This is a genomic window from Mucilaginibacter daejeonensis (assembly GCF_020783335.1).
Lineage (GTDB): Bacteria > Bacteroidota > Bacteroidia > Sphingobacteriales > Sphingobacteriaceae > Mucilaginibacter > Mucilaginibacter daejeonensis.
In genome coordinates, this window is the sequence record NZ_CP086068.1 from 2,494,543 (window position 1) to 2,521,416 (window position 26,874).

29 protein-coding genes are annotated in these 26,874 nt (G+C 42.4%); 16 read left to right on the plus strand and 13 right to left on the minus strand.

Annotated elements, in window-relative coordinates; genetic code table 11:
* The first annotated feature begins 48 nt into the window (after nucleotides 1-48).
* A complete protein-coding gene (locus LLH06_RS10500; RefSeq protein ID WP_228169244.1) occupies nucleotides 49-525 on the plus strand; it encodes a hypothetical protein in 477 nt (158 codons plus the stop codon).
* Nucleotides 526-1,430: 905 nt separating this feature from the next.
* Here the strand turns inward: LLH06_RS10500 and LLH06_RS10505 are convergent.
* Nucleotides 1,431-2,528, minus strand: a complete 1,098-nt coding sequence (locus LLH06_RS10505) for a hypothetical protein (RefSeq protein ID WP_228169245.1) — start codon at nucleotides 2,526-2,528, stop codon at nucleotides 1,431-1,433.
* Between the two features lies 1 nt (nucleotide 2,529).
* Nucleotides 2,530-3,408 carry a sigma factor-like helix-turn-helix DNA-binding protein gene (locus LLH06_RS10510; protein WP_228169246.1) on the minus strand — a complete coding sequence of 293 codons (879 nt, stop codon included), beginning with the start codon at nucleotides 3,406-3,408 and terminating at the stop codon, nucleotides 2,530-2,532.
* 170 nt (nucleotides 3,409-3,578) lie between these two features.
* Here LLH06_RS10510 and LLH06_RS10515 point away from each other — a divergent pair, with 170 nt between their 5' ends.
* Nucleotides 3,579-3,950, plus strand: a complete 372-nt coding sequence (locus LLH06_RS10515; RefSeq protein WP_228169247.1) for a helix-turn-helix domain-containing protein — start codon at nucleotides 3,579-3,581, stop codon at nucleotides 3,948-3,950.
* Between the two features lie 57 nt (nucleotides 3,951-4,007).
* Entirely contained in the window at nucleotides 4,008-4,739 is a 732-nt protein-coding gene (locus tag LLH06_RS10520; protein ID WP_228169248.1) for a hypothetical protein, read from the plus strand.
* Nucleotides 4,740-5,128: 389 nt separating this feature from the next.
* On the opposite strand, the gene LLH06_RS10525 is transcribed toward LLH06_RS10520, so the two are convergent.
* Nucleotides 5,129-5,845, minus strand: a complete 717-nt coding sequence (locus LLH06_RS10525; RefSeq protein WP_228169249.1) for a hypothetical protein — start codon at nucleotides 5,843-5,845, stop codon at nucleotides 5,129-5,131.
* A gap of 764 nt (nucleotides 5,846-6,609) precedes the next feature.
* Here LLH06_RS10525 and LLH06_RS10530 point away from each other — a divergent pair.
* The 5 genes from LLH06_RS10530 (at nucleotide 6,610) to LLH06_RS10545 (ending at nucleotide 10,389) form a co-directional block, all read left to right on the plus strand.
* Complete coding sequence (locus LLH06_RS10530; protein ID WP_228169250.1) at nucleotides 6,610-7,227, plus strand: hypothetical protein; 618 nt, start codon at nucleotides 6,610-6,612, stop codon at nucleotides 7,225-7,227.
* Nucleotides 7,228-7,291: 64 nt separating this feature from the next.
* Nucleotides 7,292-7,420: a hypothetical protein gene (locus LLH06_RS20695; RefSeq protein ID WP_262909309.1), complete on the plus strand. Its 129-nt coding sequence runs from the start codon at nucleotides 7,292-7,294 to the stop codon at nucleotides 7,418-7,420.
* Between the two features lie 4 nt (nucleotides 7,421-7,424).
* The gene (locus LLH06_RS10535) at nucleotides 7,425-7,598 is read left to right on the plus strand and encodes a hypothetical protein (protein ID WP_228169251.1); all 174 of its coding nucleotides are present in this window, start codon (nucleotides 7,425-7,427) and stop codon (nucleotides 7,596-7,598) included.
* A gap of 4 nt (nucleotides 7,599-7,602) precedes the next feature.
* On the plus strand, nucleotides 7,603-8,670 hold the full coding sequence (locus tag LLH06_RS10540; protein WP_228169252.1) for a DUF932 domain-containing protein: 1,068 nt from the start codon (nucleotides 7,603-7,605) through the stop codon (nucleotides 8,668-8,670).
* 225 nt (nucleotides 8,671-8,895) lie between these two features.
* Complete coding sequence (locus LLH06_RS10545; protein WP_228169253.1) at nucleotides 8,896-10,389, plus strand: serine hydrolase domain-containing protein; 1,494 nt, start codon at nucleotides 8,896-8,898, stop codon at nucleotides 10,387-10,389.
* Nucleotides 10,390-10,519: 130 nt separating this feature from the next.
* On the opposite strand, the gene LLH06_RS10550 is transcribed toward LLH06_RS10545, so the two are convergent.
* Nucleotides 10,520-11,848: an IS4 family transposase gene (locus LLH06_RS10550; protein WP_228169254.1), complete on the minus strand. Its 1,329-nt coding sequence runs from the start codon at nucleotides 11,846-11,848 to the stop codon at nucleotides 10,520-10,522.
* A gap of 212 nt (nucleotides 11,849-12,060) precedes the next feature.
* Nucleotides 12,061-12,324, minus strand: coding sequence for a hypothetical protein (locus LLH06_RS10555; protein WP_228169255.1), 264 nt, complete (start codon nucleotides 12,322-12,324; stop codon nucleotides 12,061-12,063).
* A gap of 190 nt (nucleotides 12,325-12,514) precedes the next feature.
* On the opposite strand from LLH06_RS10555, the gene LLH06_RS20790 reads away from it, so the two are divergent.
* The 4 genes from LLH06_RS20790 (at nucleotide 12,515) to LLH06_RS10570 (ending at nucleotide 17,684) form a co-directional block, all read left to right on the plus strand.
* Nucleotides 12,515-12,832, plus strand: a complete 318-nt coding sequence (locus LLH06_RS20790) for a DUF6660 family protein (protein ID WP_394800276.1) — start codon at nucleotides 12,515-12,517, stop codon at nucleotides 12,830-12,832.
* A 60-nt stretch (nucleotides 12,833-12,892) separates the two neighbouring features.
* Nucleotides 12,893-15,079, plus strand: a complete 2,187-nt coding sequence (locus LLH06_RS10560; RefSeq protein WP_228169256.1) for a TonB-dependent receptor — start codon at nucleotides 12,893-12,895, stop codon at nucleotides 15,077-15,079.
* A gap of 21 nt (nucleotides 15,080-15,100) precedes the next feature.
* Complete coding sequence (locus tag LLH06_RS10565; protein WP_228169257.1) at nucleotides 15,101-17,071, plus strand: heavy metal translocating P-type ATPase; 1,971 nt, start codon at nucleotides 15,101-15,103, stop codon at nucleotides 17,069-17,071.
* 400 nt (nucleotides 17,072-17,471) lie between these two features.
* The gene (locus LLH06_RS10570; protein WP_228169258.1) at nucleotides 17,472-17,684 is read left to right on the plus strand and encodes a hypothetical protein; all 213 of its coding nucleotides are present in this window, start codon (nucleotides 17,472-17,474) and stop codon (nucleotides 17,682-17,684) included.
* A gap of 51 nt (nucleotides 17,685-17,735) precedes the next feature.
* Here the strand turns inward: LLH06_RS10570 and LLH06_RS10575 are convergent, their stop codons facing one another.
* The 8 genes from LLH06_RS10575 to LLH06_RS10610 all read right to left on the minus strand — a co-directional run bounded on the left by LLH06_RS10575 (nucleotide 17,736) and on the right by LLH06_RS10610 (nucleotide 23,209).
* Nucleotides 17,736-18,380 (minus strand): metallophosphoesterase family protein, encoded by a 645-nt coding sequence (locus LLH06_RS10575; RefSeq protein WP_228169259.1) that lies wholly within the window; start codon nucleotides 18,378-18,380, stop codon nucleotides 17,736-17,738.
* Nucleotides 18,380-19,138: a metallophosphoesterase family protein gene (locus tag LLH06_RS10580; RefSeq protein WP_228169260.1), complete on the minus strand. Its 759-nt coding sequence runs from the start codon at nucleotides 19,136-19,138 to the stop codon at nucleotides 18,380-18,382. The genes LLH06_RS10575 and LLH06_RS10580 overlap by 1 nt, the downstream gene beginning before the upstream one ends.
* Before the next feature lie 2 nt (nucleotides 19,139-19,140).
* Nucleotides 19,141-20,226 carry an ACR3 family arsenite efflux transporter gene (arsB, locus tag LLH06_RS10585; protein ID WP_228169261.1) on the minus strand — a complete coding sequence of 362 codons (1,086 nt, stop codon included), beginning with the start codon at nucleotides 20,224-20,226 and terminating at the stop codon, nucleotides 19,141-19,143.
* A gap of 8 nt (nucleotides 20,227-20,234) precedes the next feature.
* Nucleotides 20,235-20,666 (minus strand): arsenate reductase ArsC, encoded by a 432-nt coding sequence (locus tag LLH06_RS10590; protein ID WP_228169262.1) that lies wholly within the window; start codon nucleotides 20,664-20,666, stop codon nucleotides 20,235-20,237.
* Nucleotides 20,667-20,698: 32 nt separating this feature from the next.
* Nucleotides 20,699-21,193 carry a GNAT family N-acetyltransferase gene (locus LLH06_RS10595; protein ID WP_228169263.1) on the minus strand — a complete coding sequence of 165 codons (495 nt, stop codon included), beginning with the start codon at nucleotides 21,191-21,193 and terminating at the stop codon, nucleotides 20,699-20,701.
* Between the two features lie 17 nt (nucleotides 21,194-21,210).
* Nucleotides 21,211-21,768, minus strand: a complete 558-nt coding sequence (locus tag LLH06_RS10600) for a DUF6428 family protein (protein ID WP_228169264.1) — start codon at nucleotides 21,766-21,768, stop codon at nucleotides 21,211-21,213.
* Between the two features lie 55 nt (nucleotides 21,769-21,823).
* Nucleotides 21,824-22,153 (minus strand): ArsR/SmtB family transcription factor, encoded by a 330-nt coding sequence (locus LLH06_RS10605; RefSeq protein WP_228169265.1) that lies wholly within the window; start codon nucleotides 22,151-22,153, stop codon nucleotides 21,824-21,826.
* A 678-nt stretch (nucleotides 22,154-22,831) separates the two neighbouring features.
* A complete protein-coding gene (locus LLH06_RS10610) occupies nucleotides 22,832-23,209 on the minus strand; it encodes a TetR/AcrR family transcriptional regulator (RefSeq protein ID WP_228169266.1) in 378 nt (125 codons plus the stop codon).
* A gap of 96 nt (nucleotides 23,210-23,305) precedes the next feature.
* On the opposite strand from LLH06_RS10610, the gene LLH06_RS10615 reads away from it, so the two are divergent.
* From LLH06_RS10615 to LLH06_RS10630, 4 genes are all read left to right on the plus strand, one after another.
* Nucleotides 23,306-23,866 (plus strand): Crp/Fnr family transcriptional regulator, encoded by a 561-nt coding sequence (locus tag LLH06_RS10615; protein WP_228169267.1) that lies wholly within the window; start codon nucleotides 23,306-23,308, stop codon nucleotides 23,864-23,866.
* A 74-nt stretch (nucleotides 23,867-23,940) separates the two neighbouring features.
* Entirely contained in the window at nucleotides 23,941-24,846 is a 906-nt protein-coding gene (locus LLH06_RS10620; RefSeq protein WP_228169268.1) for an NmrA family NAD(P)-binding protein, read from the plus strand.
* Nucleotide 24,847: 1 nt separating this feature from the next.
* A complete protein-coding gene (locus tag LLH06_RS10625; protein ID WP_228169269.1) occupies nucleotides 24,848-25,777 on the plus strand; it encodes an alpha/beta fold hydrolase in 930 nt (309 codons plus the stop codon).
* 267 nt (nucleotides 25,778-26,044) lie between these two features.
* Complete coding sequence (locus LLH06_RS10630) at nucleotides 26,045-26,806, plus strand: SDR family NAD(P)-dependent oxidoreductase (protein WP_228169270.1); 762 nt, start codon at nucleotides 26,045-26,047, stop codon at nucleotides 26,804-26,806.
* The last annotated feature ends 68 nt before the right edge of the window (nucleotides 26,807-26,874 follow it).

A 26,874-nucleotide genomic window follows, 5' to 3' on the forward strand; every position in this document is an offset into this window, starting at 1 on the left:
TGCAACAGGCCAACGAGGCCTGTTGCTATTTACTTTAGATACTTTATTATGAAAACATTAGATGAGGCACAAAATGTATTATTGAGCGTATCTGACGAGCAGTGGCTGAAACTCGTGGGAATGCTTACCTATGGTGTGTTAGAGCTCAATGCCCGCAAGTTGTCAAAAGTAGAGGTCATGTATAGTGTAGGTCATTACCCGGCCATGCATTTTCGTTTAACGACTATTCTAGATGATCCGACTGATGGAAACCCTTTACCACAAGTATCCGGATTCCGGTTTGCCTTCGACCAGGATATTGATGATGACGTATATATTGAATCCCTTAGTTCAGACGGGTTTTGGGACGATTACTTAGAGAAAATGAGAATTACGCACGTTTTTACGACAAACGAGGTTGGAGTCAAAAAGCTTTATCGATTCATAAACGATGAGTTGCACCTTTGGGATGCCAATTCAGTTGCTCAAATTACAAAGCCAGAGCAAGACGTATGGAGAGATTTAAAAACTTATGATGAGCCGTAATATAACTCGCTTAATCAACATTAAGCATTCTCTAACAGAAATTCGCGTCAATATTAAGCTGAGCATGAACTGTTTTTAGGAAAAAAACATCTGGCTTTTGGAGTCCAAACAAGTTATAGTGTATAGTACAAATTTCTGATTATATATAGCTTGTAAGATATTTTCATCAATTGACGAACTTATATCTAATTAAGCGAGCACCGGCCGTTATATATTTAATGAGCGCAAAAGGCCTCATTCTACGGTTGTATAAGCAACCTCAAATTAAACTTTGTTGGTCAAATTTCATCCGTTACTCATATTTTGATATGATAATAACTTTAGACAATGAACTTGCCAACCTATAATTTTTTTCGCTGAAGCAACCCTGTCTAAATTTCAATTGCTTAGCTATATAAGCGAGGCCCACGCACTGCATAGATCACCTTCGATGAGCGTGTAGCACCTCATCCTACGGCTTTGCAGGAAGCCTCAAATATCTTTGGATTACAGCAGAAACCTTGTATATACTATCGCCGCAACCAAAACAGAATTTAAAAAAAGTGATCAATTGATTCAAACTAGTGAGTTGCAAAATTTGAACTTTGATTTGTCTTTAGGAATTACAGCAGACCGTTGCGTAAAATATTTAGTGAGCGCTTGCGCCTCACCCTACGGCTTCACAAAATGCCTCAAATGTTTAGTGTTTACATAAAGAAAACTACCCGTTGCAAATCTCACCTTTTAAGTATTCAAAGGCTGTTGCAAAGAACTCTAAAATGCTTTAATTAATCTATATAGTTTTGTCAGTTGGTAATAAGCCAGTTACTTCACGATAGAGCCCGTACTTTGAATTCCTCTAATCGAGAATTACTGAGTGATATAAAATCCTCATTCTATGGTTGTTCAAACAGCCTCAATTTTGATTATTCAACAATCAAATTTATTCCAGCCATATCGGCTTTGTATGCGATCTTTTCCTTCAAACTGAAGTAACTCCAATTTTGTAATAAAAAGGGTTCTTCCTTGGCTATTTGCTCTTTTGCTCCTTGATTGACTAATATTAAGTTTCCTGCTTTATATTTTATGCATAAATCAATAAGCCGCCGACTATATACATGTAATTTATATTCAACATACTTTTTTTCCATGTCTTTATAGTGCTCAACACTTTTTAATTTTCGCTTTCGCCCTTTCCCGCCTCTATTGAATGATGCTCCCTTCTGCACTCGATTTCTGGCTGCCTGAATAGCCAGTCGCCGGTAAAGAAACTCCTCTTTATTTCCTATCACATGCTCATAATCATTTATTTTAGCTATAATAGGATGCTCAAGAGAAAGTGATGCTTCTGCAATAATTTTACTGTCAAGTTCAGCATGTTTTTTTTGATATTCAAATGTCGCCAACCAAAAGACCTTACCTTTGTCTAATTGGATTGAACTCATCCTTAATTTTGTTTTGCCTTGAAGCACACCTTCAAGCAAACCTTTTTTATCCTGTGTATCTTTGCCCAAAAACGTTCTAAATGGAATTTGAAATAGTCTAAACGAAAAATTTCTACTATCATTCGTCCTTGTCAATTTTGAAATCACTTCAGGCCCAAATGGAAGAGGAAGATTTTTTTTATAATTTCTTAAAGATCTTTCACCTGTTTGATACTCCTTTTTCTCGTTATTAAAAGTTGAAATGAGTAATTGGTTCAAATTGCTTAGGATATTGGTAGGTATTTCTCCTTTGAAATGATTCGACAAAACCCTGTATGTAGTATTTGTTTTCGAGGAAATTAACATACCTACGTCTTCTTTTTTATTGTCAGTTAATTTTAATCTGACGTCCTCAGTAAAGTAGAAGAAGTCCTTCACTTGATCCTGAACAAACTGGTGCGTCATAATTTGGTTTGCTGCTCTAAAGCATACTCGTTGCCAGGCATATAGTTTTTCTTTGGCTTCTTTAATCATTAATTCATCTTCCGTATCAATCAATAATTGAATACGGCGTGTCAGTACAACATTTTCTGAACCCATATTACATTGCCTTTCTTAATTCAAGATTGTATGTTTGAAGTTGTCGGGTAGAGGATTGCCTTACCTTATGATTGATCTTGGTTTTCGACTTTTTTATGGATGCAAAAGCATTGAGAAATTGTTGTTGTACATGTGCTTGTGAAAGGTTAAGAGCAGCGGCGATTTGTTCAAAACTATATTGTAATTCATATCTCAGGTTCAAAATTTCAAGCTGCTCCGCGTCTAAATTTCCCTCAAATACAATGGGTGTCTTTAGCGATACAGGCCTTTCAATCTTCTTCGTACTAACTAGAATGGATTTAATTGCTACAATAGACTTTTCAACCATTTTGGCTATTTCGTAGTCTGATATTCCTCCTAAATGATAAGATATTCTATCGTAGCTAAATGAATATTTTAGACATAGTTTAATAAATAACTGCTGCTCATATTTTAGATTCGGTAAGACATCGAAAACTTGTTTAAGTCTTTGCTGATGTTGAATTTCAAATTTTTCAAAATCAACTTCGTTAAATATATCTTCATCCTCCGACTCACGATTATGCCCTAACAAAAAATCTTGATAATTGGGATATTCATCAAGCATTAGCAAACTTCTATGAAATTGAGTAGAGGATTTCTTGTAATATGAGCGACTATTACTTTTGGTTTGATCAGAAAGGAACGATGTTACTGAATTCAAGTCAGAAATATTATCTCGCATTAACCACAACTTAAGAAATGCTTCCTGTGTTATGCTATCCGCTACAACATTATTTTTAACCATACGCATACTTTGCCAGAAGTAAATTTTATAATATGTATTATATAAGTAGGCAAATCCTGCCTCGTCGCCAATCTTGTATAGCCGAAAATTCAGATTAATTAGTTTAGCTCTCATTCCTAAAGGTTTGGTAATATTTCACCAAATTAAGATCCGAACAATTGATTAGCAATTAATTGAAGGTTGTATTAAACAGATGGCTGGTTGTAAATTACAACCTAACTGATTGTATTTTACAACTTGCGTGGTTGTAACCTGACGCAAGAATTTTTAATTATATTTGATTTATGGCAGAAACAATTCATATTGGCAGAAAAATCAGTCGCTTAAGAGAGCTTAGAGGTTTAAAACAGGATGCACTTGCGGCCGAATTAGGAATATCTCAACAGGCCATATCTAAAATCGAGCAAAGTGAAAGTCTGGAAGACGAAACCTTAGAAAGGATTGCGAAAGCTTTAGGCACTACCCCAGATGCCGTGAAACATTTCAATGAAGATTCGATATTCAATAACATGAATAATACCTTTCATGACAACAGCATTCTAAATAATAGTAATTATCAATGCACCTTTAACCCTTTAGATAAGGTTGTCGAATTATATGAGCGCCTTTTAAAAAGTGAGCAAGAGAAGGTTGAATTAATGAAAAAGAAGGAATAAAAGGTAAGCTCGTCGAGCGACAATTCCTGGTCATCTGAATATTAAACAATTTTCAAAATGGCGTCACTAAAAAAACATGCAATAATGTTGAAATTGCTATTTAGGGGCTACAGTGAAGCAAATAGTAAGGACGAATTATATCTTCTTAATGAACTAAGGAAGTCGGAATCCATAGACGATTTTAATAACATCTGCCTTGTACTCGGAAAATCTGGAGGACTATTTTGTGTACCTACGTTAATGGCTTTCGGAAAAGATACCAACAAAGACAAAGCCGCTACCGCTATAAACACGATTACTCAAATAAAGAAAAGAGTGAGCGATGTAGCCAGTCTTGAATTGCAAGATTTTTTCTCTCAATCTTTTTGGGAAATTCGCTGGGTTGCAAGTAATGAACGATTTATTAGTTATGCTGCATGTATTGCAGGATTTTTTGGTAACGGAAGCCTTTTTATCGAAAAATTAATAGATGATATTGGGGAAAAGCTAATGCGAGAAATTTATGTTGACATTTTTCCGCACGAAAGCTTTAGGGAGTTGCGCTTATGTACGTCGGGCTGGGAAGCAAAAGAAGATTTTATACAGGTTTTGTCGGAGGTACAAACTGATTCATTAATGCAAAGTGTAATGCTAGACGGGACAATTGTTAAAGGCCCGGAAGCTTTATACAAAGAAAACATGGTAAATATGCGTTGCGATTTTCTTCTTACAAGGTTAAAGTTCAACGTAGATTACTCAAGCTTTCACTATTTATTGAAGGTAGCAGGTCGCTTAAATGAACCGGATTGAATTTATGTTACCATTTATCATACTTGATAATCTCAAGCCTCTCTGGATTAGCTTGTTAGCTTCATAATGCATACCGAAATCCCATCTTTCTCTACCATTAAAGTACCAAAACGAGGCAAAGCCTTGAGCGAATACCGTGAATCGCCGCAAATGTGGTCTATTGGAGATTGATCTTTTTCAAAAGAAAGCTGTCGTAGAAGCTAACGATAGTGGTTATCTCAGCCTATAGAAATGCTAAATCTTTGTATGTTCATCCAACCAAGCAAAAAAGGCGTTACCTTTTACAGGATAACGCCTTTTACGTTTAGCTGGTTAATATTAGCTATTGCTGTTATTTCTTTTTGACCACGGTATGCGGCTGTGGAACAACCGGCCTGGATACATTGGGATTAACGCCTTCCCTGATCATTTGCGTGGGTGGAGGTGTCGGTTTTTTTATTTCTTGCGCCATTGTCGTATGGTTTTATATTTAAACGTATGGTGGTGTCCTTATATTTCAAGTTAAGATCAACCGGTATGACCGAATCGATCTTCACCTTCTGCACTTTGTCCTTTCCTTTATTGATCCCAAAATCAATGCCAAAGGGAATGATTAACAAACTTAATGCAATTAAGGCATAAATCATGTATTGATGACACTGAAATCTTTGAAAAATTTTTGACTTATTGTTCTTCTGGTTGATACCCGCACTTTTAATAAGTTCTTTAAGTATGTACTCATCAAACTCTTTCTTAGCCTCCGCAATACTTCCCGCAGGGGTTGCACCTGGCTGTGAATGGTAGAAGCTGACCAACCCCTGATAATAGTTGTCCAATACATCAGTATCATTCAGGTAGGCATAATCATAACCATTGTGCAAATCAGAAAACGCCAGTATCAAATGATAAATGGATTTGCCTAAGAGGAATAAAGAAAGTCCACCGATCACCGCGAAAATGATCGTCAAAATGATGTTATCGCTAAAATCAAAATTGGTGGACGCAAAGTACAATCCTGCGATCAACGCCGTAAGTATTCCTATGGGTGTAGACAGCGACGCATTGATCTCGTTCTTCCTGTCAAGTGACCTGTCATACTGATCTTTATAAAAGGCTTCGTGCTCCATAAAACTTGCACTGCAAATATAAAGCGTTTGTAACGCAAATGGATACAAAGCATGAGGTATCGTTTAGGAATAAGTTATCCTCGGAGACTTCGACGGCTGTCATCGTCATAAAACGATATTGGTACCATTACCGTGAGTAATGATACAGGGCCTATATCATTCTTGTAAAGTTGCTAAATCCGAACTGAAAGACGGAACACCCTTTTGTTATCTTGAGAACTAATGATGTTTGATGCTGTCCCTGCGGCCAGGCTTTCCGCTCTATCTTTTCTCCAAAAAGGATGCCGCTGCAATCCTTGACAGGTGACCGGGTCTAGTCATCATACTGCCGGAATTTCAGCTCCTGCATTTTTGCTGCCGCGCAAAAGCATCCGCTTAAAGCCGTTGACAGGAAATGTCCTGCAATCCCATCATTCCGGCTTCACTCGTTTACCCGCTTCGTTCCACTTGCCGGGAAAAGCTTCGCTTACCTGCATTCCTGGCCTTGCCGACGTGATTCAGATGAGACTTTTTTAGCTGCTATTTTCCAACGAAAACGGACAAAAGCGGCGTCAATCTCGGTCAGCCTTCACGTACGAACGCATAATGTCCTTCGCTTCGCTGCGGCCACCCTTCGGGACTTATAGTTCTCCCGCTCTGGCTCACGACCGCTTTTTTGACTTTCTTTTTTACCGTTTTTTCTTTTGAAAAATAGCTTTTAAGGGAAGTCTTCGGGAAAAGAGGGAAACAAAAAACAAATTTTTTAACCCTTTAAATCTTTTAAGATGAAAACAGCAGAAAAAAATGCGATCAGTGTACAAGGTGCAGCAGCAAAAGCGAATGAAACTAACAAAACACAAAACCGCCCAAGCTTAACAGGCAAAGAAGCTAAACAAGATGGAAACACAACTGATGAAAAACCCGCCCAAACCCCGCAGACTGCGGAAGCTGCGCCTGCCGAGGTTAAGACCGATAGCCCAGTTGCAGTGGATAACCAACCCGTTAACCCTGCAAACACACTTGCCACCGAAGAAGTGAAAGCCGAAGCACAGGCCGAACCCGCCAAAACAGAAGAGGTCAAATTTGAGCCAAAAAAGTTTGCGCTCAATTTAGAACAAACCCTAAAATCGGTGAATGACCTGCACCGCCTATCTATCCAGCGTTTAGCGCTTATTGCCCGTATCAAGACCTTAGAAGATTTTGAGGTACAACTACAGGAAGAGAACGACGAACTGGAAAGCAACCCGTACCAAGGCTGCCGGCTTATAATTCAGGATGATAAACGCCGTGAATTCGTCACCAATACACCCAACCTTATCCGCATGGTCGCACAGTTCATTTTTGACGCCTGCCATGAAAAATTAGCAGACATCGAAGCGAACATCGTTTTTCCGAATGCCTGAACAGTCATCGCTCCCGGCTTTACGGTCGGGAGCATTTTCAAAATTTTACTAAAAAGCATATCCCATGTACGAGCAATTTGTAGAACTGACCGACCAAATTTTTTGGGAAGGTTACGCCGAACAGTTGGCGCAGGAGAACCCCGCACAGTTTCAAATGGAATTCAGCGATTTTTTGAACACCTATCAATTTTAGGGCAATGGAAGACAAGATTTTTTTATTGGTGAAAGTGACCATCCAAACCACACACCCTAGCATACACGATGCTATCACGGAATTGCAAACCAGCACCGTTGTTGTTGGCAGCACGGCAAATGTAGAAGTGTTGCAAACCGAGATCATCCCATTAAATACCAAAAACTCTAAAAATTAAGATCATGGCACATCAACTCAATTTTAATCAGAAAACAGACAAGCACAATTTTATGAGTGTCAAGGATAAGGCCTGGCATGGCTTAGGACAAATTATTGACCGCTACCCGACCAGCAGTGAAGCCATTCAGCATGCCGGTTTGGACTATATTGTAGAGAAACGACCCTTATTCACCTATGATACTGCGAACCATTTAGGCGAAGGCAGCGACGATATTATCATACCTGAAATAACAGTACCTAATTTCTTTGCGACCGTCAGGGCAGACACCGAGCAGGTTTTAGGCGTTGTCGGCAATGATTACGAAGTTGTGCAGAACCGGGATGCTTTTTCATTCTTTGACGCCATTGTCGGCGGTGGTAACGGCATACTATATGAAACGGCTGGTGCATTGGGCAATGGCGAGCGGGTTTTTATTACCGCGAAACTGCCTGATTATATCCGTGTTGGCGTTAAAGACTGGATAGAACAGTATCTGTTTTTAACAACCTCGCACGATGGATTAGGCAGTATCACGGCAGCGTTTACGCCCATTCGCATCGTATGCAACAACACGCTTAACGCAGCCATGCGTAATCATTCGGGGGCTATTAAAATTCGGCATACGGCCTCGGCAGCCGAACGTTTGAAACATGCGCATACTTTGATGGGTATCAGCAGGGAGTTGAGCCACGAAATGGAAGGCTTGTTTAACCAGTGGGCGAAGGTGCGAATTACCGATGCAGAGGTGAAAAAGTTGATACAGATTGCTATGGCATCGAATAAACAAGTACTGGAGAACTTAGCCGAGGGTAAGTTGGATCAGCTTTCTACACATTACACGAACATCGTCGACAGCGTTTATGAGTATGCTTTAGGCAGCCCGACCCAGCAGATCGAGACGAACGCAGGAACAGTATTTGGCGCGTACAATGCCGTGACTGGTTACTTTCAAAATGTACGCAGCTTCAAAAGCGAGGAAGCCAAATTTAAATCCATTATGGACGGCACAGCCAAGCAACGGGCGCAGGTTGCATTTAACTTGTGCAAGGATTTTGCAACTCACGGCGGTGAAGCATTAATTTACAACTAAATAATGGATAAGGGGGAGCAATCCCAATGTCATTAAGTTAAGTATATATTGTTGTTTTATAATAGGTTAGAGCATAGTGCTCCCTCTTGTTTTGATTTTTAGAAGGCTACGAGCGTATTGAGATAGCCAAGTATGACAAAGAAATCGCAATAAATAAGCAGAATAAACGACCCACATAATAAATTTAAGTGATGATAAAGAACAATATAGCATTGGTAATATTTTTTGTTCAACTTATCAGCTTTTTATAGTGCTCATTTATTTCATTACTTTCAACATATTTTATTCGATATTCAAAATATGACTTTTAAAAAAAACATTTATTTATTTTATTCGATAGTGATCTTACTATCAGTGCAATTCATCTCGGCTTTTGGCCAGCCGATAGACAAGAAAACTCCTGCTGAAAAAGTGTTTTATGAATGGTTAACCGCTATTAATTCGGGTAGTGCACAGCAAATAGAAGCGTATAAAACCACTTATCATAAAAAATGGTCGGTACAAAGCATGCTCGATACCTGGGAACGAACAGGAGGCTATCAGGTAGTGCGGGTAGAAAAAAACTCCCCCTTAAATCTTACTGTATTAATTCAGGAAAAAGAGTCGGACGCTTTGCATCGGGAAAGTATAACGGTAGATACGGGCGGTAATACAACCAATGTTAAAATGATGATTGAAGATATAAGCCGCCCTTCGGATTTGGCTATCTATAGGTTGTCACAAAGTGAAGCAATCAAAGCGTTGATAAAACGCGCGGATACGCTTACAATGGCCGGTAAGTTTTCTGGAGCAATATTGGTTACTTCAGGTAAAAAAATATTATTAAAGCGTGCCTGGGGAGAAATGGATAAGGATAAGCATATATTGAATACAAGCCAAACAAAGTTTCGCAACGGGTCTATGAATAAGATGTTTACCGCAATTGCCATACTGCAGTTGGTTGAAAAGGGAAAGGTATCAATGGATGGCACGGTTGGAGATTATGTTAAAGATTATCCAAATAAAGATATTGCCGGGGTAACTGTCCGCAGATTGCTAAACCATACCGGTGGCACGGGTGATATCTTCGGTCCCGAGTTTGATGCTAATCGGGCCAATCTCAAAGATAATGCTGATTACGTCAAATTATATGGATCAAGAGGCAGTGATCAGACCAAAGGATTTTCCTATTCCAATTACGGCTTTGTTCTGCTTGGAGAAATCATCAGCAGGGTAAGCCATATGTCTTATTATAATTATGTAGACAAATATATCTTTAAGCCTGCCCAAATGAACAGCACAGGTGAGTTACCTGAAAACGTTCACGTTCCCATGCGCTCAACTGGATATATGCGAGTGAAAGGGGCTTGGGTAAAGAATGATGAAACTTTACCTTATAGGGGTATGGCTGCGGGTGGCGGTTATTCTACAATAGATGACATGTTAAGATTTGTTAACGCGCTCAAAACCGGGAAGCTTATACCGAAACCGATGCTGCGCTTGGCAACGAAGCCTTACTATCACGACGCTCCATCAGGCTACGGATATGGGCTGGGTTTTGAACTATATGGTAACAAACAATTAACCAGCTTCGGCCATGAGGGTGGCGCAGATGGCATGAATGGTGAATTGCGTGTTTTTCCAATGCTTGATCGCGTGATCGTTGTGCTAAGCAATTTAGATCCACCTTCCGCGCATCGCCTTGTTGATTACTATTCCCTCCGCATGCCAACAGAATAATGTGATTTTGCTCATAATCAACTAATTTATTATAAAATTTTTCACCAAAAAATCTAACAATAAGAAAATAGACGGCTTAAAACGAGCGAAGGTATGACTGGAGTATCGCTAAAGTCTCATCAAATCAACTTTAAATTGCTCTTTTGTAATTAGTTAATGCCTGATATTTGCTTCTTGCTTTAACCGTTATTCGTTGATGAGCATATTTTCGGTTGGGTCTAACAGGTTCAATATGCTGCATAAATAATGCTTCTAATCTTTTTAGTATTTTTTCAGGATTGTAGATCATAAACACATCTACAATCCTGTTTTTCATTATTCCAAAAGCGATATTACGATTGATTTTATAATTATGCTTTCTATTCTCATTGATTCTAATTAGGAGACTTTCGCATGGCTTGGCTATGATTTCCTGTAGGTTAGACAGAAAGAATGTAATATAGAAATCCTGCATAATGGTAGCAACCTTTTGCCCGCTAAAAGCTTCCAGTTGCAACTGGTTTTTAATCGTGTCGTATTTAGTTTCTATTCCCCAGCGTGCAAAATATAATTCCTTAAATACATCGTAAGGGTAATCTGTTTTGTTTAACAAGTTTGTGGCTAAAACCTCTATGGTGCCATCATCCAGTATAACTTTAATCAATCGCACATTAATAGCTGATCCTACAGGGACGATAAATCCATGTTTATACAGTTCTTCCGAGGAATATTTATTGGCCTTGAATAAGGCGAGGGTATCATTTTCCACGCTATCAACAAATGCTTTTACTTCTTTACAGAACCCTAAAGGGCACCGCATCAAAAATGGCTGTGGTTCCTCCCTGTTCTGATGAAGAAAGAAATTGGCGAAGCCAGGATAACCACGATCATAAATCAACAACATGTCAGATGAATAAAACGATACCCAATGTTGAGCCAGTTTTTGTTCAGCCACCTTAATCGGAAACATGTCCGCCCGGATCGTGATACCGTTAAGAATGTCAAAAGCAGATAACACCTGCCCCATAGCCATTTCTTTAATATGGTTTCCCTGTGTGCCAAAATGTGCGGTTACATCATCTGTATTGATTAAACAGGCTATAGAGCCGTCTATCGCGATTAGCCTGAAGCCATTCCAGCGCTTAACCTGTGCGGCGTAATGCCTATAAAAACTTTCTACCAGTATCTCGTTTAAGCAACCAAAAAACAGGTCTTTGATCTTCATTCGTTGCTGGCAAAAAGCTGATTTGGTCACTTTGGTTTCCTCACTATTTATCAACCGATAAAAGTCGGCAATCTCAATGCTGTAACTTTTTCGGAAAAAATTGATCAGCATTAATACCAAACGTTCAAAACCGAGTTTGCGGTTTCGTGAAAAGTCGTTTTTCGATACGGTAAAGAGTTCTTTTAAATCTCGCTCTGTAGCCGACAACGTAATAAAGGTCTTTAAATCTGAAATGACTTCTAAGTTTGCATTCATACCACAGTTTTAGTTTTCAAATGCTTAAAGAACTGGAATTCTCCCGGTTTTTTAACTGTGGTTGCCTTCGAAATCCCTTAACTTAATGACATTGGGAGCAATCCCTCTTGTTTTTAAAAATTGCCGGACGGCGGGCTATCGCCCGCCCGTTTGAGGACGCCCCCTGTTTTCCTGATTGTTGATGATTATGGTGAAAACAGGGGGCGGAATATTTATGATGATTTGTTGATCTCCGATGCAGGAATCTCCACGGCATACCGCATTGACTCCGCATAAAATTTTTCTGTTCGCTCCCTGGGCTCACCTTTGACCAAGAATCTTCCATCTTTTAACATGAAGTGAAATTCAGCACCGTCGAAAATGAAGATCTTAGTTTGCAGGAAGTTTTCTGCTTCTTCAAGATTATCAAAGTCCGTACGGCATACAAAAAAGCCGTCTGGAGAATGATAAAAGACTGAGTAGGTTGTTGCAGCCATAGGTAAAGGTTTTTACGCTAAGATCGGATTTTTTGTTAGCTTGCCGCATTCTTAGCCGAACTTACGGCTAATTGTGATAAGGTTTAGGTTGAAAGCCCCTTGCAGCGAGTGCTAAGGGGCTTTTCTTATTTTGTGCTTTCCATTTATACCGCGATCATCAGGATTTGAAGATATTACCTACCTTTGCCTTGTGAAAGTAGTCTGCTTGATCCTTGCTTTTTTTGTCCTGATCTTGTCGGGCAGGCCTTGTTGTGCAGATCGGGAATGTGAAACAAAAAGCAAAGTAACCAAGTCAGTAAACGATCACCAAACGCGTAAAGAAAGAGAGTGTGAGGGTTGTTCACCTTTCTTTTCTTGCGGTTCATGTGTCGGCTTTATTATATCAAAACCGGTTATCCATCAGTTAGAATTCATTGCCGAACAGCCTCAGCAAAATTACGCGCCCTACTGTCAGCCTGACCCAAAGACTGTTTCCCTTGCCATTTGGCAACCCCCACAATTGAGTTAATTCGCTTGTATAGCCCTACGTGTGGCTAATTCTTATTGAAATTAACTTAAATATATCTTAATGAAACGACTTCTTGTGCTCATTGCAGCACTACTATATACTGCATTAGCTTATTCCCAAAACACCTTCAAAGCCGTGATCAAAGACGGTAAAACCAACGAACCTTTAATAGGTGTTACAGTACTTTTGCAGGGTACGACCAAAGGTGCAACAACTGATACAGCAGGAAAAGTATTGATTACAGATATACCCAATGGCATGCAGGTTTTCCAGTTCCGTTACGTGGGCTATGAAACCAGGCTAGATACCTTGATCTTTCCACTGACAAGTTCCGAACCCTTAGTCATGCAGTTGACCCCTTCAGGTGAGGGCGAAGGAGAAAAGCTCACCGAAGTAACCGTGTCGGCCACGCGAAGCAGCCGCACCATTGCCAATACCCCTACACGGGTGGAAGTGATATCAGGCGAGGAACTGGAAGAAAAAGGCAATATGAAACCAGGCGATATCCGTATGCTGCTTGCCGAAAGCACGGGTATTCAAACGCAGCAAACTTCGGCCACCAGTGGCAATGCGGCTATCCGCATACAGGGACTGGATGGCAAATACACACAGATCATCCGTGACGGATTCCCACTGTATGCAGGGTTTTCAGGTGGCTTAGGGCTGTTACAAGTAGCGCCTCTTGATCTTAAACAGGTAGAGGTTATCAAAGGTTCTTCTTCAACATTATATGGTGGCGGAGCTATAGCCGGTCTGGTAAACTTGGTTTCCAAAACACCAACAAATGAACGGCAACTTAACTTTTTACTTAATGGTACATCAGCTGCCGGTTTAGACGCAAGCATGTTCTATGCCCAGAAATTTAACAAAGTGGGCGCTACCATTTATGCGGCGTATAACCACGGCTCACCATATGATCCTTCAAGTTTTGGTTTGACTGCTATACCTAGATTTGACCGCTATACTTTCAATCCAAAGTTATGGCTATATTTCAATGACCGGACATCACTTAATGTTGGTATTAACGCTACAACTGAAAACCGGATCGGTGGGGACTTCGAGTATATTAAAGGCCGGGGAAGCGCCAACCATTCTTATTTTGAACGTAATAAGACCGGCCGGTATAGCAGCCAGTTACAACTGGACCACAAATTGAATGAAAAGGAAAAGCTGACATTTAAGAACAGTGTAAGTTATTTTGATCGTACCATCACTTTGCCAGACTACCGATTTTCAGGAATACAGGTGTCAACTTTTACCGAGGCAAATTATTCGAGAAAGGGTGAAAAGTCGGATTGGGTCGCAGGTTTGAATATACTGACTGATCATTTTCATGAAGAAAGGCAAAGCAGTATACCTCTACGTAATTACAGCTATAACACCATAGGTGGTTTTGTCCAAAACACACTAAACGTAACACCTAAAGTAACATTAGAAAGCGGTATAAGAGGTGATTATCACAATGATTACGGTTTTTTCTTTCTGCCAAGAATATCTGGGTTGTGGAAAATTAATGAACACTTCTCGACCCGTTTAGGTGGTGGTTTAGGATATAAAGCGCCTACAGTATTCACCGAGGATGCCGAGCGGATACAATTTCGGAACGTATTGCCATTAGCTATATCGTCAACAAAAGCGGAGCGCTCATACGGTGCTAATTATGATATTAACTACCGGACTTCCCTGTTTGGTGATGAAGTTGGATTTAGCGTTAATCAACTTTTTTTCTACACACGTATTAACGATCCTATCTTGCTGACCGCCCTTTCCAACGGCAATCTGCAATATCAGCAGCCCCCCGGCGATCTCAACACAAAAGGCATGGAGACAAATGTGAAACTTACCTATGGTGATCTTAAACTCTTCATCGGCTACACACTGGCTGATGTAACCCAACACACGAATCAAACAATTACCGATTATCCGCTCGTTTCACGTCACCGGCTCAACAATGTACTCATGTATGAGTTAGAAGATAATTGGAAAATTGGCGCTGAAGCATATTATTTCAGTCCGCAACGCTTAAATGACGGCCTTATGGGCAAAAGCTACTGGACAGCAGGGTTTATGGCAGAAAAAATATGGGAACATTTTTCACTGTTCATCAATTTTGAAAACATCACTGATACGCGCCAAACCAAATTTGATACGATCTATACCGGCAGCATTACCAATCCAACATTCAGAGACATCTATGCTCCGTTAGATGGCTTTGTGATCAATGGAGGTTTGAAAATCAAGCTATAAATGGCTGTTTAATTATTAATTATGGAACAAATACCTAATCATAAATTTGACCAAGATATTAAGACAGATCGTCCCCTGATCAAAGATGAGCTACCTAAAGCAGGAATTTCAGACCCTCAAGATGCTAAAGAGGAAGAAGAGGGTTGGCGCGGCCACTGGCCGCTGCTCACCGCTCTTTTGATCCTTTTCGTGATGCTGACGCTGGAATATGGATTCAAGTGGCAACCGCCGTTTCCGGTGAATCTGATCGTTTTTTTAATTGCCTTTGGACTGTCTGGCTATAACGTACTGGGCATGGCCTGGCGTAAGGCGAAGCACTTCGATTTCTTTAACGAATTTTTCCTGATGAGCGTGGCTACCGTTGGTGCTTTCAGCATTGGGTCTTACAACGAGGGCGTAGCCGTAATGGTCTTTTACTCAATCGGTGAGTGGTTTCAGGATGCAGCGGTGAACCGCGCGAAAAAAAGCATCAAGGCATTGTTGGATATCCGGCCGGATAAGGTGACGGTGATGCGTGACGGCAAGCCATCGGAGGTTGACCCGAAAAGCGTCCAAGTGGATGAGATCATCCAGGTGAAGGCAGGTGAAAAGGTAGCATTGGATGGCGAGCTTTCTTCGGATTCGGCCAGCTTCAATACCGCAGCGCTGACGGGTGAAAGTAAGTCGGACACGAAGCGCAAGGGCGAAAACGTATTGGCAGGTATGATCAACCTGGATAAAGTGAGCGAGGTTCAGGTCAAAGCCTTATTTAAAGACAGCAAACTGAGCCAGATACTGGAAATGGTGCAGGATGCCACCGCACGCAAATCGCAGACGCAATTGTTTATCAGCCGCTTTGCCAAGATTTATACGCCTATCGTCTTTGCCTTGGCCTTACTGGTATGTTTTGCACCTTATTTCTTTACGGACACCTATAACTTTCATCAATGGTTCTATAGGGCCTTGGTGTTTCTGGTGATCAGCTGTCCGTGCGCGCTGGTAGTATCTATACCGCTGGGCTACTTTGGGGGTATCGGGTTAGCTTCACGCAATGGAATATTGTTTAAAGGTTCCAACTTCTTGGACGTGATGACGAAGATCAATACGGTCATCATGGATAAAACGGGAACCCTTACCAAAGGCGTGTTTAAGGTGCAGGAAGTGAAAGCCGACGGACTCAGCAATGATGAATTGGTGGGGATGGCAGCGGCTATCGAAGTCAATTCGACTCATCCTATCGCCAAAGCGGTGGTAGCTTATGCTGGCAATAAGGCGAAAGCTATCAAGGCAGAAAATGTCGAAGAGATCTCCGGCCATGGCTTGAAAGGCACGATAAACGGTAAAGTGGTGCTGGCTGGCAACGCGAAGCTTTTAAAGAAATTCAATATTGCCTATCCTGGTGAAGTGGATGGTTTGGTTGATACCGTTGTCGTCCTGGCTGTCGATAACCGATTTGCAGGATACATCACGATTGCAGACGAAATTAAAGAAGACGCGAAAGATGCTATTGTGCGGATGCACGATCTTAAGCTGCAAACCGTCATGTTATCCGGGGACAAGCAAGCCGTCGTGGATAAAGTAGCGAAGTCCTTGGGTATAGATAAAGCCTTTGGTGATCTACTGCCGGACGGTAAAGTTGAAAAGGTACAGGGCTTTAAGGATGCTGGCAGCCGCATCGCTTTCGTAGGTGATGGCGTGAATGATGCGCCGGTGGTTGCTTTGGCAGATGCTGGTATCGCAATGGGCGGCTTGGGTAGTGATGCCACCATTGAAACGGCAGATATTGTTATTCAGAACGATCAGCCTTCTAAAATTACGACAGCTATCCAGGCAGGTGAGATCACCAGCCGTGTGGTTTGGCAAAATATCACCATTGCTATGGTCGTGAAAGTGATCGTATTGGTTTTAGGTGCAGGCGGGGTAGCGAACCTTTGGGAGGCAGTGATTGCAGATGTGGGAGTTGCATTACTCGCTATCTTGAATGCCGTGCGAATACAACGGATGAAACTTTAACAGCTAAAATATTTCAACAAATATTACGTTACTTAATTCAATGAAAGTCTTATCGGTTTTTCTGATCATGTGTCTGTTTTTCCTTTCTGCGTCGAGCGGGCTGGTTCAGGCGGGTTCGAAAACTGATCGGCATTCCTGTTGTAAAAAGTCGGCTGATACAATGAGCTGCCACTCGGAACATCAAAAGCAAAGTGGTGATTGTGGTCAGCCAGGTTGTGCTCAGATGTTTTCCTGTAGTTCGTGCGGATTTATTCCCGTACCAGCCGTTAAACTTCAGCGCACGTTTGCATTTTACCTGCCGAAACCAGTTGCACCCTTTATCATTGGTGATTTATCTGTTTACCATCCATTAAGCTGGAAGCCGCCTAAAGCTTGTTAAATAATCCGACACAACCTGACCTTGAGTGTAACGAATTATTTAAAAGAAAAAAATACAACGATGAAAAAAGTAATGTTTAGTGTGCTGGCAATTGCTTTTGCGGCAACCTCAGTAATGGCTAATGGTAATGCACCTGTTAAAGGAGGAAAAGCAAAACAGGCTACTTGCACCAGCTGTCCTAAAGGACAAAAATGTGCCAAGACAACCTGTACCAAAGCAGATTGCTGCAAATAAACTGTAATGCAATAATGAGGAAGCCCCGTACTTGTATACGGGGCTTCACTTTTAAAAAGCTTTTCTTAACCGCTCGGCCAGTTCATCCGACAACGGACTGTCAATAATTGCATTCGCCGCTTTTTTGATATCATAATCAAAGCGGATAAACTCTGCTTTGATGTTACCGCCGATGGTTAGTATTACATAACCGCCACGTGGGTCGCCATCTTTGGGCTTACCGACAGACCCGGTGTTGATCACCTGCTTATCGCTGATGTTGCGGTGATAAGGCAAATGTGAGTGAGCCACGCAAAGGATATCGGCTTTAACAGCATCCATCATTTGGATGACTTCATCTTCGGGCATGTCTTCCAATACGTATTCGTCGATCTTGCGCGGGCTGCCGTGTACCAGCAGGATCTGAAAATCGGCATATTCCAAGCGGATGTGCGCAGGTAAGGTATTGAGATAAGCCCGGTTGTCGGCCGTCACCAGTTCGTAAGCATAGCCTTTGGTCTTTTCATCATGGTTGCCTTTCAGCGTGGCGATACCGCGTTTTCGAACCTCGGCAATTACCTCATTCGGCCAAATATTATAGCCGATCAGGTCGCCCAGGCAATACACCGCGTCAGGTTTTCGTTCGTCAACGCTGGCCAGCAACGCCTCAAAGGCAGGCAGGTTGGCGTGTACATCGGAAAAAAGTGCTATTCTCATTAGCCGTTCCTTAACATGTCTGCGTATTCATTAGGCAGCGGACTGTCTTCAACGGCTTTAGCTGCCTTTTCAATGTCATAATCAAAACGGATAAACTCGGCTTTAATACTGTCTTTATCTGTTTTTGTGCTGTTTTCTGCAATGTGTAACAACACATAGCCGCCTCTTGGGTCTTTATCTTTAGGTTTACCCACTGAGCCGATATTGATCGCATGATAGAACTGCTCATTAGCAGAAAGTACGCGGTGATATGGCTGGTGGGTATGGCCGAAGCACAATACATCGGCATCCGCCTGCTCCATAATGCGTAGCATACTTTTTTCGTCGCGATCCTCAAACAGGTATTCGTTCACCTTCCGCGAGCTGCCATGTACCAACAGCACGTTTAACTTATCGTTGTTGAGTTGATACTCTAAACGAATGTGTGCCGGTAAGGTGCGCAAATACGCCCGCTGCTCATCTTTTACGATCTCGTTCGTATAGCTGATGGATATTTTACCCATCGCTTTTTCTTCATCGGTTTTATAAGCGCAGCCGCAATCATCGCTGTGACGGCCAATACCAAAGTCATAGTTGCCGGTAATGCAGGGAATCCCGCGTTTGCGGATCTCGTCGATCACTTCATTGGGCCAGATGTTATAACCTACCAGGTCACCCAGGCAGTAGATCGCATCAGGTTTACGGGTTTCCACATCGGCAAAGAAAGCTTCCAATGCAGGCATGTTGGCGTGGATATCAGAGAATAAGGCGATTTTCATATTCAGGTAGTAGGTATAATAGTTTTATTAGCGTAATATTTTTTGCGGAACCAGAAAGCGAGATTGACCAGTGCGATCAGCGCAGGCACTTCCACCAGCGGGCCGATCACCCCGGCAAAGGCTTCACCGGAGTTGATTCCGAATACCCCGATAGCGACCGCAATGGCCAGTTCAAAGTTATTACCGGTAGCGGTAAAGGCGATTGAGGTGCTGCGTGAATAGTCCGCACCAAATGACTTACCGATAAAGAAGCTGGCAATAAACATGATGGTAAAATAGATCACCAGCGGGATGGCGACGCGTACCACATCAAAAGGTATCTGTACGATCAGGTTGCCTTTTAAGCTGAACATCACAATGATCGTAAATAGCAACGAGATCAGCGTAATGGGCGAAATGAAAGGCACATATTTGGTATTGAACCATATTTCGCCCTTCAGTTTAATGAGCGCATAGCGGCTGATGACACCAGCAGCGAATGGGATGCCTAAATAGATACCCACTGATTTGGCGATCTCCCCAATGGTAATATTCACTGCCAATCCTTTCAGGCCGAACAATGGTGGCAAAAACGTGATGAACACGTAAGCATAAACACTGTAGAGCAATACCTGGAAGATGCTGTTCAGGGCGATCAGTCCGGCTGCATATTCGCGGTTGCCTTCAGCGAGTTCATTCCAAACCACCACCATCGCGATACAGCGGGCAAGGCCGATCAGAATCAATCCGACCATATAATCCGGGTGGTCACGCAGCAAGGTAATTGCCAGGATGAACATTAGTATAGGCCCGATGATCCAGTTCAGCACCAGCGAGGCGCTCAATACCCTGGTATTACGAAACACTTCGCCCATGTTCTCATATTTCACTTTGGCCAGCGGCGGGTACATCATTAATATCAAGCCGATAGCTAACGGGATATTTGTCGTACCGCTTGAAAAAGAGTTAATAAAGGTCGCAGTCGAAGGAATAAAATAACCCAGGGCCACGCCGATAGCCATCGCCAGGAAGATCCATAACGTCAGGTAACGATCGATAAAACCTAATCTCTTTCTTTCAGCCGCCGGGGCACAGTCATTTGCGCTCATATGTTCTGTTAATTGTTGGTGTTTAATTCAAAATGTTGTTGGGCGAAGTTCTTTGCATAGACCTTGATCAGGTCGCGCACCCTGCGAAACTCGTCCAAGACTGCTTCCGGCGTGCCCGTGGCTTTGGCCGGGTCAGGGAAGTTTTCATGATATCGCTCTACCTTACCGGGAAAGAACGGGCAGGCTTCATTGGCATTATCGCAAACGGTGATTACGATATCGAACGGGATGCTTGCATATTCATCCACATGGTTAGAGGTGTGTTTGCTAATATCGATATGGTCTTCTGCCATCACACCAATGGCTTTAGGGTTCACGCCATGTGTTTCAATACCCGCGCTGTAGATCGTCGCTCGGTCGCCTGCGAAGTGACGCAGGTAGCCTTCAGCAATCTGGCTACGGCAACTGTTTCCCGTACATAGGACTAATATATTTTTCATTTTACAAATTGAATTGTCTTTTCTTGCGCTCTTTAATCAATTCCAACTGAATTACTCCTTTTTTCAAGGAGATATACGTCCCGCCACACGCCATACTGCTTTGCGACCTTTTCACGGTAGCCGATAATACGAAATCCCAGTTTCTCATGAAGCTTAACGCTCGCCTCATTCTCAGGAAATATACCGGCTTGCAGCGTCCACAGGTTCGCCTTCTCACTTTTTATGATCAGGTGTTGTAAAAGTGCCTGGCCTACCTTATGCCCGCGAAAACTTTCGCTCACGTAAACGCTGACTTCTGCAACTCCGGCATAAACGCAACGATTCGATACCGGCGCTAATGCAACCCACCCCGCTACTTTACCCGTGCCGGTTATGGCTATAAAACGCAGGTCAGCTAAATGGCTTTTATTCCAGTCTTCCCACTCAGGAGCTTCAGTTTGAAAGGTCGCCTGACCGGTAGCAATGCCCTCCAAATAAATTCTTCTAACATCCAGCCAATGCTCAGGTTGTAAGACAATAATGTTCATCGTTACATCCTGATTATTTAGCAGCAACCAGAACCTGGAGCGCAACTTGGTGCTTCAGCAACTAAATTTTTTAGCTGAATATTAGGTTTCACTTCCACGGCAGGCGTGCAGCACTCTTCTCCTTTTTCGTTGGTGCCACAACTACCGCCACGAGTGATCGCCTTACATTGGACGGCATCCGGACGGAGATCCACGATCAAATTTTCACCATCTATTTTTAATTCTTTTGGCAACATCTGACGAGTATCAAACTGCGCGTTTCCAAATTCAATCTTTACTATGGCATTAGGGTTAAGCGGAAGCGCTTTCTCTACGAGGTCTACTATAGACAACGCCTTGCGCACTTTCATTGACCGTAATTGCTGTTCTTCCTCAGGAACCCATAATTGAACGATCACTTCAGTCCAGGCATTCATGACACCGCCACAATCGACAGAGGTAATCGGAGCTTGTTTGATTTCAGTGATATGGTAAGAGGCTTCTACCCATGTATTTTCTGCATATTGAAATTGCAGGTCTAATGTTGGATTAGCCTGTAATTGTTCTTTAAAAGATTGCCATTTTAAGGTTTCCATATTTAAGACATTAAGTTGTTTATTGCAATATTGCGATGATTACGTATAAATTTTTTTAACAACAGGATGTTGGAACTTTATAAAGGTTAAAAAAGTTGTTAAGCTGATCTTGTAGCAACGTCCATGCTTTAGGCTCAATACAGTAGCAAACACTTACACCTTCTATAGTGCCTTGAATCAGCCCGGCATTTTTCAATTCCTTCAAATGCTGTGAGATTGTTGGTTGAGCTAATCCCAACTCATCTACCAAGTCACCGCAGATACAAGCATTTGCACTAATGATATGTTGAAGAATGGCGATGCGTGCAGGGTGCGCAATTGCTTTCAACATAACAGCTAATCTGTTCTGCTCTTCTGTGAATATTTCCGTCTTTGTAAGTCCCATAAACTATATTGCAATATTACGATATAGCGATTAATTTTCCAAATTTATTCTCTTTTGTTATATTTGAATAGTCAATAAAGTGGGCACCTAACTAAGCACCTGAAGATTGACTTTCTTTGTAACTAGCTGATAATAAGCACATTTTAGAAATAGGTTCGAGCCCAGGTGGGAATCACCAACTGGAGATTTCCTTAAACACCTGACGGCAATTTAGATCATCGCTGATCGAGTGATCCTCTCCCCAATTTGGGGGATTTTAAGATGCGCGCTTGTTGCAGGGGATCAAATAGTTACCTTAGTTCGGATATGCAATTCGAACAGATCGTGTCTTATTTCCTTCCTATTATTTTATGTATTTATAAAGTTCTTTGCTCGATCTGAACATCGATCACTAACCTGATCACCAAAAGTGACCAACGGTCACTTTTGATTAAAAAAATCATGTACTCATCCCGCTTACGATAATTTCCGAATACGTTTCCAGCAGACCCGTTCTTTTAAGTTTGACGATATCTTTAATGAAGACCTTCTTGGCCTCGATAAAATTCATCAGCCCCATACAGCTTCCCCAAATGATATATGTACAATAAGTTGGATCCAACTCCCTCTTGATAAGGCCATCAGCCTGGCAACGGACAAGGTATGTCGTAAAATAACTTTTGATCTCTGAACTTACGCTTAGATAGCTTTTGATATCGCTTTGAAATCCGGCCTTTCCATGTAAATAAATAGCTCAAAATAAACCAGATGCTCCAAATAGAACCGATTAAAGGCCATGATCATTTTACGTAAAGCCATTAAGGGATCCTGCTCTTTTACCTCAGCTTGTGTAAAGTACTTAAGCAACACATGCAAGGCTTTAACACTCACCTCTGCAAGCACGTCATCTTTGCTTTTATAGTACTTGTAAATGGTACCCTTAGCAACGTCTAAATAAGTGACCATTTTATCTATCGTAAAATCATGAACTCCAACATTCAATAGAACGCGGTCCGCAGCATCCACGATATGTTGCTCTCTTGTTGCTTTAGGTAGATGTTTATGTTTAGCGATCATTAAAGTGACTGTTGGTCACTTTAATACATTAAAAGACCATATTGTTCTAAGTATGTAAAAAAGATCTTAATTCCTATCTTGGTGCTTAAGCTTTTCATGCAAGACTTAAAAAAATTCTTGATCTCAAGGGTCAACATGACCGAAGAGGATCTTACAACCGTCATCAGTTATTTTAGACCCAAGGTATTGGACAAGGGAGATCTGCTGCTCAAACGCGGGCAGATAGCGACCTCATATTATTTTTTGAGAAGCGGTGGTCTGCGTTTTTACTATGATGAGGACCATGAACTAACCGCCTGGATCGTGCAGCCTGGCGAATTTTTTACGGAGATCTCCAGTTTGAGCCCGGAAAGACCCACCAGATTCAATATCGAGGCGGTGGAGCATGCGGAATTATACTATATCAGTAAGAAAGATATGGAACTGCTTTACAAGCAATTACCCGCCTGGCAGGAATTCGGCCGCAGAACGTGGGAAGGAATGGCCATCCGTATGATCGACGAGATCATCCGGTTCCAAACCATGACCGTCGAAGAACGCTATCTCGAATTTTTAAAAAAGCCGGGCTTCATGCAGCTGATATCCGTGAAACAAATGGCCTCTTACCTCGGCATAACCCCCAATGCCTTGAGTCGCATCCGGAAAAATCTGCGCTAACTGCGTATTCTACCAAATGGTAGTTCGGCTGGGCAGAGATCCCCATAGTTTTGCAGGACAAATACTTTAAAACTATGGAGGATCTTATTTTAGTTGCTGGAGCTACCGGTGATCTGGGTGGCAAATTATGCAGATCATTACTTGATAAAGGCGCACGCGTACGTGCCCTTATCAGGGAAGAAAGCGATCGGAAAAAGGTCGAAGAATTACGGCGATCCGGAGTGGAGGTGGTCGCGATCCGCTTTAAGGAGGAAGATGGATTGATCACAGCATGCAAAGGCGTTTCCTGCGTTATCTCTGCACTTGCAGGTTTGCGCGACGTGATCATAACTGCGCAAAGCCAATTGCTGAATGCCGCCATCAAGGCTGGCGTTCCACGCTTTGTTCCCTCGGACTTTTGTACCGACTTTACTCAAATAGAACCGGGGGAAAACAGGAACTTCGACCTGCGCAGGGAGTTTAAGGACATCCTTGACGCCAGTGACATCCAAGCGACCTCCATTCTCAATGGAGCATTTGCATACGTTCTACGATATGATATCCCACTACTGGATACCAGGTCAAAATCCATAACTTATTATTCCGGCAAAGCTGATTGGCAGATCGACTTCACCACTGTAGAAGATGCGGCCGCCTTCACAGCATGCGCGGCATTGGATGCTGATGCGCCAAGATCCTTACGTATCGCAAGCTTTCGAACGGATCCTGATGAACTGGCAGCACTCACCCAAAAAGTCTTTGGTGAACGTTTCGATCTTAATGAAAAAGGTACACTGGAACAGTTCTCAGCTTATATTAAAAAGACACGCGCAGAAGATCCTGAAGGAGAGAGCCAATTGTATCCGCAGTGGCAGCAAATGCAATATCTCCACAGCATGTTCGCCGCGCATCACCACACTTTGGATAACGACCGGTATGCCGGGTTAACATGGCATACTGCAGAAATGACACTCAAAGAAATCAACAACAAAAAAGCTTAAAATGGAAAAGAAATATACTGATGAAGAACTCGTTAAGCATTGGCCGAACTTTACAAGCCACATGATCGAAGTGAACGGTACGCAACTGCATTTTGTAGATAGTTTAGGCGAGGGCCCTATTTTGATATGTCTGCCTGGCTGGCCGCAAACCTGGTATTCTTACCGTTCCGTAGCGGTGCCTTTGTCTGAACATTGCAGGGTGATCGTCGTAGATATCCGAGGCATGGGCAGTTCGGCAACACCACCTTCTGGCTATGACAAGAAAACAATGGCGACCGATGTTTACGAGCTGATGAGATCATTGAATGTTGACAAAGCTTATGTTTTAGGTCATGATATAGGTGGTATGGTGGCAGCCAGCTTAGCGCACAACTACCCAAATATCGTTGATCGGTTGATCCTAGCTGACGGGCTTCATCCCAACGAGGGAATGATGCAGATGAAACTCCTGCCCTCTCCGGGAACGTTCGGCGAAAAGATAGATCATCAGCAACCTTACACCTGGTGGATGAGTTTTAACCAAGTTAAAGGACTGCCAGAACAATTACTGGAGGGGCGTTACCGGTACCTGCTCGATTGGCTTTTTGATCATGTAATGGTGGATAGTTCTAGGATCTCTGATCTTGAAAGGAATGTGTATGCATCCGTTTACGATCAGCCGGAACGTATACGTGCTTCTAACGGCTGGTACCAATCTTTCAATCAGGATATTGAGGACGCCAAAAATTATTTAAAGCTACAGATGCCGGTCTTAGGCATAGCCAGCAATGTTTCTTCCGGCTTTTATCAGTACGCTTTACCAGCCATAGCGGAAAATTACGAACTGGTGAATTTGGAAAATACCGGCCATTATATGTTTGAAGAGGATCCTTTGGGTGTATATGAAGCGATCATGGCGTTCTTGAAAAGCGGAAGATCTGGTGATGACTAGGATCGCTGTATACGGATCATTATTAATAATTTTGCAAAGCCCTTTATTTGATCTAGTAGGTAATTCCTAAACTAACTGAACTGATCGATATTACGAAACCTTACAAGGGAAGATGAGTTCTTTTATTCAGCTCTTAGCGGTCATTAACTGCTCTTGCGCATTGTACGGCTAAATGATCGTGTGATGATCAAGTTATGAATATCCTTGATTTGGTTAAAGGTGTGCAAGCGTAAGGTTCCACTTTTGTGTCCATAAAACATTATTCATATGGAACATCAAGATCAAATTCAACCCATAGCACTGGTGACCGGTGCGAATCAGGGTGTAGGTAATGAGATCGCTAAAGCACTTTCTGCTCATGGCTATATCGTTTACCTGGGCTCGCGAAAATTGGAGAATGGAGAAACGGCCGCAGGCGAGATCGGCGGAAATGCTAAAGCGGTACGATTGGACGTGACAAATAACGATAGTATCCAGGCAGCCATGGCAAAGATCAGCAGTGATCACGGCCGGCTCGACCTGTTGGTAAATAATGCAGGTATATCGCACGGTGGAACCGCACCCAAGGGTCCTGATGAATTAATGGCTACCGGCCGCGCCGTGAACGTCTCGCTGGACGAGGTACGCACCGTTTGGGAGACCAATGTTTTTGGTGTGATCGCTGTTACGCAAGCTGCTTTACCACTATTGCGGAGATCATCAGCAGCACGTATCGTGAATGTATCCAGCGGGCTGGGGTCCCTCACCTGGATCTCTGATCCTAAATGCTGGGCACGCGAAAATTTCGGTATCGTGTATGCAGCATCTAAAACTGCTTTGAACGCGGTAACGCTCGCTTTCGCATTAGAGCTGGAAAAAGAAGGCATCAAAGTAAATGCGACTAGCCCGGGTTACACGGCCACGGCCCTGAACAACTTTCAGGGAACAGACAGCCTGGAAGTGGGATCACGCGAACCGATCCGCGTCGCCCTAGAGATGGACGGCCCTACCGGCGGCTTTACCGGCCCGGATGGTGAACTTCCGTGGTAAGGTCGTATCTTATAACAGTATATCATATGACCGGCGGCTGAAACAGGTACCGGTCATATTCATTATTA